General features: G+C 32.7%; 11 protein-coding genes, 1 tRNA gene and 1 pseudogene (1 of these 13 running past the window's edge). 5 read left to right on the plus strand and 8 right to left on the minus strand.

Going from position 1 to position 9,743, the window contains the following annotated elements; translation table 11 throughout:
* Positions 1-183: 183 nt before the first annotated feature.
* Together A2255_10685 and A2255_10690 are read right to left on the minus strand one after the other, a co-directional pair.
* Complete coding sequence (locus A2255_10685) at positions 184-1,485, minus strand: hypothetical protein (protein ID OGI21068.1); 1,302 nt, start codon at positions 1,483-1,485, stop codon at positions 184-186.
* 86 nt (positions 1,486-1,571) lie between these two features.
* Complete coding sequence (locus A2255_10690) at positions 1,572-2,465, minus strand: hypothetical protein (GenBank protein ID OGI21069.1); 894 nt, start codon at positions 2,463-2,465, stop codon at positions 1,572-1,574.
* Positions 2,466-3,055: 590 nt separating this feature from the next.
* Here A2255_10690 and A2255_10695 point away from each other — a divergent pair.
* Positions 3,056-3,292 (plus strand): hypothetical protein, encoded by a 237-nt coding sequence (locus A2255_10695; protein OGI21079.1) that lies wholly within the window; start codon positions 3,056-3,058, stop codon positions 3,290-3,292.
* Positions 3,293-3,447: 155 nt separating this feature from the next.
* Positions 3,448-3,645, plus strand: coding sequence for a hypothetical protein (locus A2255_10700; protein OGI21070.1), 198 nt, complete (start codon positions 3,448-3,450; stop codon positions 3,643-3,645).
* Between the two features lie 43 nt (positions 3,646-3,688).
* Here the strand turns inward: A2255_10700 and A2255_10705 are convergent, their stop codons facing one another.
* From A2255_10705 to A2255_10725, 5 genes are all read right to left on the minus strand, one after another.
* Complete coding sequence (locus A2255_10705) at positions 3,689-4,012, minus strand: hypothetical protein (protein ID OGI21071.1); 324 nt, start codon at positions 4,010-4,012, stop codon at positions 3,689-3,691.
* A gap of 192 nt (positions 4,013-4,204) precedes the next feature.
* Positions 4,205-6,283 (minus strand): translation elongation factor G, encoded by a 2,079-nt coding sequence (locus tag A2255_10710; GenBank protein ID OGI21072.1) that lies wholly within the window; start codon positions 6,281-6,283, stop codon positions 4,205-4,207.
* A gap of 272 nt (positions 6,284-6,555) precedes the next feature.
* Positions 6,556-7,026 carry a 30S ribosomal protein S7 gene (locus A2255_10715; GenBank protein OGI21073.1) on the minus strand — a complete coding sequence of 157 codons (471 nt, stop codon included), beginning with the start codon at positions 7,024-7,026 and terminating at the stop codon, positions 6,556-6,558.
* Between the two features lie 18 nt (positions 7,027-7,044).
* Positions 7,045-7,419, minus strand: a complete 375-nt coding sequence (locus A2255_10720) for a 30S ribosomal protein S12 (protein ID OGI21074.1) — start codon at positions 7,417-7,419, stop codon at positions 7,045-7,047.
* 197 nt (positions 7,420-7,616) lie between these two features.
* A tRNA-Ala gene (locus tag A2255_10725) sits at positions 7,617-7,689 on the minus strand.
* A gap of 176 nt (positions 7,690-7,865) precedes the next feature.
* Here A2255_10725 and A2255_10730 point away from each other — a divergent pair.
* A complete protein-coding gene (locus A2255_10730) occupies positions 7,866-8,477 on the plus strand; it encodes a threonylcarbamoyl-AMP synthase (GenBank protein ID OGI21075.1) in 612 nt (203 codons plus the stop codon).
* A gap of 51 nt (positions 8,478-8,528) precedes the next feature.
* A complete protein-coding gene (locus A2255_10735) occupies positions 8,529-8,963 on the plus strand; it encodes a ribose 5-phosphate isomerase B (protein ID OGI21076.1) in 435 nt (144 codons plus the stop codon).
* A 104-nt stretch (positions 8,964-9,067) separates the two neighbouring features.
* Here the strand turns inward: A2255_10735 and A2255_10740 are convergent, their stop codons facing one another.
* The gene (locus A2255_10740) at positions 9,068-9,529 is read right to left on the minus strand and encodes a hypothetical protein (GenBank protein OGI21077.1); all 462 of its coding nucleotides are present in this window, start codon (positions 9,527-9,529) and stop codon (positions 9,068-9,070) included.
* 102 nt (positions 9,530-9,631) lie between these two features.
* On the opposite strand from A2255_10740, the pseudogene A2255_10745 reads away from it, so the two are divergent.
* A pseudogene (locus tag A2255_10745) lies at positions 9,632-9,743 on the plus strand (hypothetical protein) (it continues 746 nt past the right edge of the window).

Raw genomic sequence — 9,743 nt, forward strand, 5'->3', positions numbered from 1 at the left:
TTCAATTTTTCAAAAAATTTTTGCTAAAACTAAATCCTCAAAATCCTATAATAATAAGTTACTTGGCGATTTAATGCATAATCCCTGTAATATGAGAAAAGAATATGGATTTTCCTGTTTCTGGAAAAATAGAGAAAATTCGGCAGCTTCAGGTAAGGACAGCGGATAAAATACCGTTCTTGATTAATCTTCTGTTACTATTGTGCTGCCAACTTGTCCCTCAAAGTAGAAATTTCTATATAATTTCCAGTTATCAGGCTCACTTTGTGAGAGATATATTTGTACTTTTATATCATGATCTGCAAATACGTGGAGCATAGGAGTTGTGGAATAAATATTTATTGTTTCAGTTATTGCATCTGGCAACATAGGTGAACCTGGTTCTGCTATTCTTATAATCTCTTCACTCCAGATTTTTTCATTATCAGAGAAAACAACTTTTGCCTTTAAATAATGAACTTTTGCTTTGCTAACATTCATTATTTTAAAGCTTATACCTGGTATTACAGTGTCTCTATCTATATTTTCGTTATATCTTGCTGATATTAAGGTAAGTATAATATGCTTATCTGTGATATATGGAATTTGGGTAGTTAAGCTTACTTTATTTGCCAGATGATAATAGTATTGTGTTTGAGCTGCGTCTCTTCTTGCTTTATACATATCTGCTTTTTTAGTTAATAAATTAACATATCCACTACTATCAAAACGACAAGAGGCCCTTAATTTTTTGTATACTTTTTCATATTCACTTAATGCCAATTCTTCATTCCTGGTTTCGTATATTTTGGCAAGTTTATAGTGAGCAAGAGCATTATTGCTAAATTCTATGGATAAATTAAGAATGTTTATAGCTTCAGATATTTTTTTATCAGCAACAAGCTTATCTGCTATTTGAGAGTATGCTTTTTCTATAGTTTTTCTTGCCCTGGTTATTTTTTTACTATCTGCTTTTTTGTAAAATTCATATGCTTCTCTATATTTTCTAATTGTTTCAAAGTCATTATCACTTATTAACTTATGTCCCCAGCTATAGTAAAAATCTCCTATTTGCTCTAAGGCCTTTTTATTTGGGACATCTTTTATTGGATTTAAAATTTCCTGCGCAAACTTAAAATTATTTTCAGAGACATAAATATTTGCCAGTGTAAAATAAGCGTCATGTTTTTTGCTATAGTTAAGCTTTATTGCTCTATAATATTCTATTTTTGCTTTTTGTGGTTCTTTGACCTGTAATAGTGTATTGCCGAGGTGCATATGAGCCTCATAACTCCATGGGAAAGATTTTGCTGTCCGGATATAGTGCTCAAGAGCCAGCGACAATTTTCCTTCTTTCGTATATTTTTCACCTTGTTTTAACATTCCATTAAGAGAAGTTGGTTTTTCATTTTGAAAAACAAAGAAACTGACTATCAATATTAAGACACCAAAAGATGTGGCTAAAATTTTAAAATTCTGTTTAAGTTTGGATATTATTTGCTTCATAATTTTTCTACTTTAAAGTCCTAATAATTCACTTACATTTTATAGTTATTTATATTTAATGTGATTCTATACTTGGATATCAATGGTTAATAATTGTTATTGTCGTTACTATTGGTCACAGAAAACATATTTGGCATCATCATGCCGCTAATCATAGTTTCCATAAGTTGAGGATCCATGTTTTTAGCATTTTCAGGGTTTTGATACATCATCATAAGAGAAAGCATGTTCATAGGGTTGTTATTCGTATTATTGTTCATATTATTATTCCCGCCCATTAACCCCATCATCATATTTAATTGCATTGCTTCTGGATTTAAATTCTGTGAAGGGTTTAAATTGAGATTCATGCCGGCTTGAGACAAAGTTTTTAATGCTTCAGCTATTTCTTCATTGGAAGGAGTAGCGTTTTCTGATTTTTGTTTTATCATTTTTTCGACTTTATCTAGTTTTTCAGGTGGGACAGAACCATTTTGATTGGCGTTATTAATTATAGAATTTATATTTTTTTCTATAAGTGTATTTTTTGCTTGTTCAGACATAAAATCCTGAGATTTTTGTGTAGGAGTTCTTGAAATTGGAGGACCAGGTGTCAATTCTGGTGGAGGTGGCAGGAATTCAGTACCAGGTTTTGCAGTAGCTTTTGTACTTGCTGGTTCTGAAATCGAACTTAAATGCTTTAATCCTGTACTAGCATAGAAAGCCAACTCTGAGCTTGGATTAAGTGAGGTTACCTTTTGGTATTCTTGTCTTGCTTCTTGTATTTTTCCTACTCTTACGTAAGCTATAGCAAGGTAATAATGAGCAAGTGAATTACCAGGGTCTTTAGCAACTACATCCTGCAGAGTTTGCATAGCACCAATATAATTTCCTTGTTTGTATTGAGTTATTCCTATTTTTAAGTTGTTTTGTGTTGTTTTTGCAAAAGCAGATCCAGTTATTAAAAATAAACAAAATAATGAGATCACAGCTTTTTTCATTGATTTACCCTCTTGACTTAACAAAATTCAATAATGCTACAACCTGATAGCTTTAAATTAGGTCTATCTGTTTCCGTAGCCATAGTCGATGACTTAAATTAGGTAATGGATATTACCCAATTTTTTAACTTATTTTACTGATTTATTTTGTCTAGAACAATATCTATATCTAGTATTTATTTAGTCTATTGATAATATTTTTGTTTATCAATAGAATCCCTTCTAATTCAAATAATACGTATTTTTGAGGCAAAATCTATTTTAAGAACCATATATTTTAAAAATAAATTTATTAGTTTAAATATATTAGAAGTTCATAATTTTTCGTTTATTTGAATGAGAGCCAGTCATGCATCAGCAAATTGAGGATTTTTGATACTAGTTTGATTGAAAATATATCTGGTGTATTTTTTAAAAAACAATTTATGTCTTTCTTTTAGTACAAAAAGATGAAAAATTACCATATGTATATATAAAAAATTACACTATGTGTATAATGGTATACGTAAATGTCTACTAGTTATAAGTTTATTATAACTGAACTTATTTGATTTAGTAAGTGTGTAATATTGCGAGAGTAGGTGAAGACGCTGAAAATTCGGATTAAAGAAGTAGCTAGGAAGAAAAAAGGCTGGAGCCTCTACAGATTAGCTAAGGAATTAGGACTGCCTCAACAAACAGTTTATTCATGGGCAAATGGTAGAACACAACCATCTTATGAAAATATGGACAGATTATGTGAAGCCATTGCCTGCTGTGTTGGTGATTTATTTGAGGCAGAATCAGGACATCAAAAAAGATTAAATATTGCTGTTAACAGCGATTAATTTATTTAGACAACTATTGTCAAAATTAATTTGTAGAAGTATAATTGTCTTAATTATATGCGCAAAATAATTAGAGTGCTGCGTGTTACTGTGTTTTATCGGAAAATTACGTGGCACTTATTTCATGGTTACTCGTTTTTCTAGAGGGATATGTCATGAAAAGAAAAGTAACCTACATTCCGACCTTGCAGGAATATGTTAAAAGCAAGAAGAAAGAAAGAGTGGAGTCACTGGAATTAAACTGTAAGGAATGTGATTACTACAGAAATAATTCAGAAGTTTGTGTCTGGGGAGATAACGTAAGAGTATTAACCACCTTAAAGACTTGTCCCATTACAAATAGAGATTTATAAAACAAATAAGAAGGTAAATTACCTTCTTATTTGTTTTTAGTCTTTATTGAATTGATTTAAACATTTTTTTCATATTTTCATTAAGTGTTTTATAAATCTTTAATCTTTCAGAAATTATTTCTTGTTCTTTTTCTAGCCTATACCGTTCTTCTAATTGATTAGCCTTCATTCTTGCTTCTATTTGATTACATTTTGTTTCAAATACATCGTCAGTAGCTTTATAGCATTTACTTATATTTTCATAAATTAAATCGGGACCTTTTGATTGATTATACAAGATCTCCCATTCTCTATCTAGATCCTTTTCATTATTTGCCCTAAAATATTGTGAGTTACGTTGAGTTGGTTTTACTGTTAAATCTGACATAATTTCTTCCTCCCAATCTAATTCTAATAAAAATCTTCTAAAAATAAATGTTAAAATAAAACTGCCCTATATATAATAAAACAGGAAACCATTTTAAATTGCTTCTCTTGTATAAGATTTTTTCAGATTTTTTCTTAAATGACGAAAAGCCTCCCTTTAGGGAGGCTTTTAAATTATGAAATTGTTATTGAATTATACGCTGCATTTACCGATAATTCCTTCGGCTATGTTATTAGGTACAGGTTCATATTTGGAGAATTCCATACTGAATGTGCCACGTCCCTGAGTTTTGCTACGTATGTCTGTAGCATAACCGAACATTTCAGCAAGAGGAACCAGCGCATTGATTTTTTGTAATCCGGTGCCTTCAATTGCTTCCATACCTTCAACACGGCCTCTTCTGCCTGATAAATCACCGATAACGTCACCTAAATAGTCTTCAGGTACTTCAATTTCGACTTTCATCATTGGCTCAAGTATATTTGGTCCAGCTTTTTTAACACCATCTTTGACTGCCATACTTCCAGCAATTTTAAAAGCCATCTCACTACTGTCTACTTCGTGATAACTACCATCAAATAAAGTTACTTTAATATCTATAACTTCATAACCGGCAATAACACCGCCTGTGAGTGCTTCTTCAACACCTTTTTGAATAGCAGGGATGTAATCTTTTGGTACAACTCCGCCGACAATTTTGTTTTCGAATTCAAAGCCTGTACCTTTTCCAAGGGGTTCTAACTTGAGTTTAACGTGTCCGTATTGACCACGTCCACCAGATTGTCTTACGAATTTACCTTCTGCTTCTACAGCTTTGGTAATAGCTTCTCTGTAAGCAACTTGTGGTTTACCCACATTAGCACCGACCTTAAATTCTCTTAAAAGTCTGTCGGTAATGATCTCAAGGTGCAATTCTCCCATACCGGAAATGATTGTTTGACCTGTTTCAGGATCAATTTTAACCCTAAATGAAGGATCCTCATCAGCCAATTTGCCAAGTGCAACGGACAATTTATCCTGATCAGCCTTTGTTTTTGGTTCAATTGCAACTGAAATAACCGGTTCTGGGAACTCGATTGATTCTAAAATTATAGGACTAGCTTCACTACACAATGTATCACCAGTTGTAGTATCTTTTAAACCTACAACCGCTGCTAAATCACCAGCACAGATTTCATCTACTTCATTTCTGGTATCAGCTTGCATTTGTACTATACGGCTAATTCTTTCTCTTTTGCCAGTATTGCTGTTTAATACATAACTTCCTGATGCTAAAGTTCCGCTATATGCTCTGATAAATGTTAATCTACCAACGTATGGGTCAGTCATAATTTTAAATGCCAGAGCTGCAAATGGTTCATTATCATCACTTGGTCTTACTGCTTCTTCCCCATTTTTCATTATTCCGGTTATTGGAGGTACATCTAACGGGGATGGTAAGTAGTCTATTACTGCATCAAGTAATAACTGAACGCCTTTGTTTTTGAATGCAGAACCACAGGTTACAGGAATGAGCTTGTTAGATATTGTTGCTTTTCTTAAGCCTTCTTTAAGCTCTTCCTCAGAGATTTCTATACCTTCAAGGTACTTCATCATTAGCTCATCATCGTTTTCTGAAATAGCTTCGATGAGTTTTTCTCTGTATTCAGCAACCATATCTGCCATATCTTCAGGAATACTTCCTTCCTGAATGTCTGTGCCCATATCATTGCCATAAATGTATGCTTTTTGTGAAATCAGATCAATGATTCCTTTTAGTTGATCTTCAGCACCTATTGGAATTTGGATAGCATGAGCGTTTCCTTGGAGTCTTGTTCTAATTTGATCAATAACTCTAAAGTAATTAGCGCCTGTTCTGTCCATTTTGTTAACAAATACCATTATAGGTACTTTGTATCTGTTTGCCTGTCTCCATACTGTCTCAGACTGTGATTGAACTCCACCAACAGCACAGAATACAGCTATTACTCCGTCTAAAACACGTAATGATCTTTCAACTTCAACGGTGAAGTCAACGTGTCCAGGAGTATCAATAATGTTAATCTGGTGATTTTTCCAAAAACTTGTTACCGCAGCTGATGTAATTGTAATACCACGTTCTCTTTCCTGCTCCATGAAGTCAGTGATAGATGTTCCTTCATGTACTTCACCCATTTTGTGAGTAAAGCCAGTGTAAAAGAGAATTCTTTCTGTTGTTGTAGTCTTACCTGCATCTATATGAGCTGCAATTCCTATGTTTCTAATTTGTTCTAAAGGTGTTTTTCTAGCCACGATGTATATCCCTTCTAAAAAATTAAACTTACCTCATAATCAATAAAAACTGAAAAAATAAAAAATTTACTGAATGCCAAAAATTTATCCATAAAATAAAGTAAAATCGTTTACCTGATAGGGTAATATCCTTGTTAAGATAATGTAATATTGAGAAATTAATGTATTTTATTATTTTTAAACTTATTAAAAACTCATATATAAAACCTAAGTATATTTTAGTATTAAAATATACTTAAATTATCAGTTTAACTATAGCTTGTTTGGGCAAACTAATATCTGTAGTGAGCAAAAGCCTTGTTGGCTTCAGCCATTTTATGAGTATCTTCTCTTTTTTTAACAGCACTGCCAACACCATTAGCAGCATCTGATATTTCAGCTATGAGTTTTTCAGTCATAGATTTGCCGCCTCTTGTTTTTGCTGCATTAATAAGCCAAGTGGAACCAAGAGCAATACCACGATCAGTTCTAACTTCAATAGGAACTTGATAAGTGGATCCACCGATTCTTCTAGCTTTAACTTCTATAAGAGGAGTAACATTTTTTAAAGCTTTATTAAATATTTCTAAAGGTTCTTCTTGAGTTCTTTCTTTAATTCTATCGAGTGCTGTATAGAAAATTCTTTCTGCAACACTTTTTTTGCCGCGTCTCATTAATCTATTTATAAACTTAGCAATATCAACGCTATTATAAAGCGGGTCTGCTAATGGGACTCTTTTTGGTGGTTTATTTCTACGTGACATATTGATTTATCCTCTTAATTATTTTTTCTCTTTCTTTGCGCCATACTTGCTTCTGCTTTGAGCTCTGCCTTTAACGCCAGCAGCATCAAGGGTACCACGGATGATGTGATATCTCACACCTGGTAAATCTTTAACTCTTCCTCCACGAATCAGAACAACTGAGTGTTCTTGCAGGTTGTGTCCGATTCCTGGAATATATGATGTAACCTCAAAACCATTTGTTAACCTTACCCTGGCTACTTTTCTAAGGGCTGAGTTTGGTTTTTTAGGTGTAGTTGTATAAACTCTTGTGCATACTCCACGTCTTTGAGGGCAATTGGTCAAAGCTGGAGACTTTGTCTTTTCTGTGATTCTTTCGCGTTCCTTACGAACTAACTGATTAATTGTTGGCACTTTTCCTCCTTATGTATGCGTTTTGTTGTTTTTGTTTTGGAAATTCATGTAATAAAGTTAATTTAAACAAAAGCACTCTCATTAAATCTATAAAACAACAGAGTCTTACTGTCAACTGTTAGTAAAATATTTTGCATAAAACACTAAGAATCCGTTAAGAATGGAATTAAATTTTTTCAGCGAGAGAGCTGCTAAATTGGAGCGTACGAGATTCGAACTCGTGGCCTCTTCAATGCCATTGAAGCGCGCTACCAACTGCGCCAACGCCCCATGGAAAATTGTTTCTTTAGACTAATTTGCTAACCTGCCAATTGTTTATTTTTGTACCAATTTTCAATAAGATTTTTTACTTTAATTGGTATTAGTCCTTTGAGTTAATCCCATGTTCAGAGTATATTACAAATATAATTATTACATGTCAACATTTTGTCATAATATTACAAATTATGTATAATTTTCAACTTTCACATAAAGAAATTATAAAAATCCATAATTCTTTGGAAAAGAAGGATGGAGTTATAGCGTTTCCTACAGATACAGTTTGGGGTATTGGTTGTCTTATTGATAATGAATTAGCAGTTGACAGAATTTATTCAATTAAAGGACGCTCTGAAAATAAGCCGCTCATATTATTAGGAAGTAAAATCGAACATTTAGTTCCATATGTTGCTGAAATACCAGAGATCGCATGGAAAATAATTGGTAAATATTTGCCGGGAGCGGTAACTTTGGTGCTCAAAAAAAGTGAAAATACACCTTTCTATTTAACTTCAGGTGGTGATACCATTGGGATAAGGATTCCAGATTGTCCTCCATTTCTGTCTCTTCTTGATAATGCCGTTGAGAACCATGTATTAGCGACCACAAGCGCTAATTTATCTAGAGAACCAGCCGCGTTATCAAAATCAGAAGCAGAAAGAAGCATTGGGGATAAAGTGGATTATATTTTGGATGATTATGGTTATTCAGCTAAAGGTATAGAATCAACGGTTGTATTAGTAGATTTATCAGGGAATATAAAAATATTAAGGCAAGGAGCAATTGCTATTGATGTTTAACTTATTAGATAACTGTTATAATTGATTTAGATTTTAATTGAGGGGTTATAAATGGAAAATTTTGAGATAGCTATAGGATCAGATCACGGTGGATTTGAATTAAAACAAGTAATAATCTCATTCCTTGAAAAAAATGGTTATAAGTTTAAAGATTTTGGTGTATATAACAATGAATCTATTGATTATCCAGTAATTGCCAGGGAAGTGGCAAGTTCTGTGGCCAATAATGCTTATCAAAAAGGAATTTTAATTTGTGGCTCAGGTCTTGGTGTTGCAATTGCTGCGAATAAGATAAAAGGAGTTAGGGCTGTCACTTGCCACGATACATACTGTGCAAGAATGAGTAGGGCTCATAATAATGCGAACATCTTAACTTTAGGTGGTCGTGTTGTTGGTCCAGATGTGGCATGTGATATCGTTAAAGTCTGGCTTGAAACCGAGTTTGAGGGCGGTAGGCATCAAAGAAGAGTTGATATGATTGAGTAATTTTTTGACCACATAATTGATAAGATGCCGAACAAGCCGACAAAACAGTTCATTTATTATGATTCTCTAAAATATTTACTACTTATTTCTTACTTATAATTGGCTTATGGGTTTTTAAGTTTATTGTAGATTTGGTTAATTAACGGTAAAAAGTAGAAAGCCAGCCCTCCAGAGGCTAGAATGCCTGTAAATAGTCTCATATAATGAGGACTATCATATAAACTTAATGTCTGGCAAAGTCCATCAACGATTAATGGTGTTAGAAAAAACCATAAATATTTGAATTTAGGAATATCAGTATTGCTAAATTTCTTAAAAAATGGATAAATAATGGCTCCTAAGAATATTCCAAGATAAATTCCAAAACATCTTACACACACAGGCATTTGATATCCCCAGATAAGGTAAGATCTTTCAGGTTTTTGATGACAGATTATGTGAAATACTTGATAATAGACTTCTCTAACAAACTCAAAACCATTTCCAAGAGTATATAAATATGGTCCTATGAATAAAATAAGCAACCATATCAGGCTCAGACTCAGAAAAATTAAATAGACTATCATTTAAACCTAAAATCTAATATAATAAGTACCAACCTCAAAATTTGTCTTAATTTCTAAATAAATTTTATTAATTATATTTTACTAGAGCTAGCAAACTTTATAATGAAAAAAATAATATTAAAAATAATAAATTTATGTAGAAAGCACTTAAAAACAAGTATCGGAGTGCTTTTGGCTTTTATCATCTTTCTTGGCCAGGGAATTTCATTTGCAT

Source organism: Candidatus Melainabacteria bacterium RIFOXYA2_FULL_32_9, assembly GCA_001784615.1.
Lineage (GTDB): Bacteria > Cyanobacteriota > Vampirovibrionia > Gastranaerophilales > UBA9579 > UBA9579.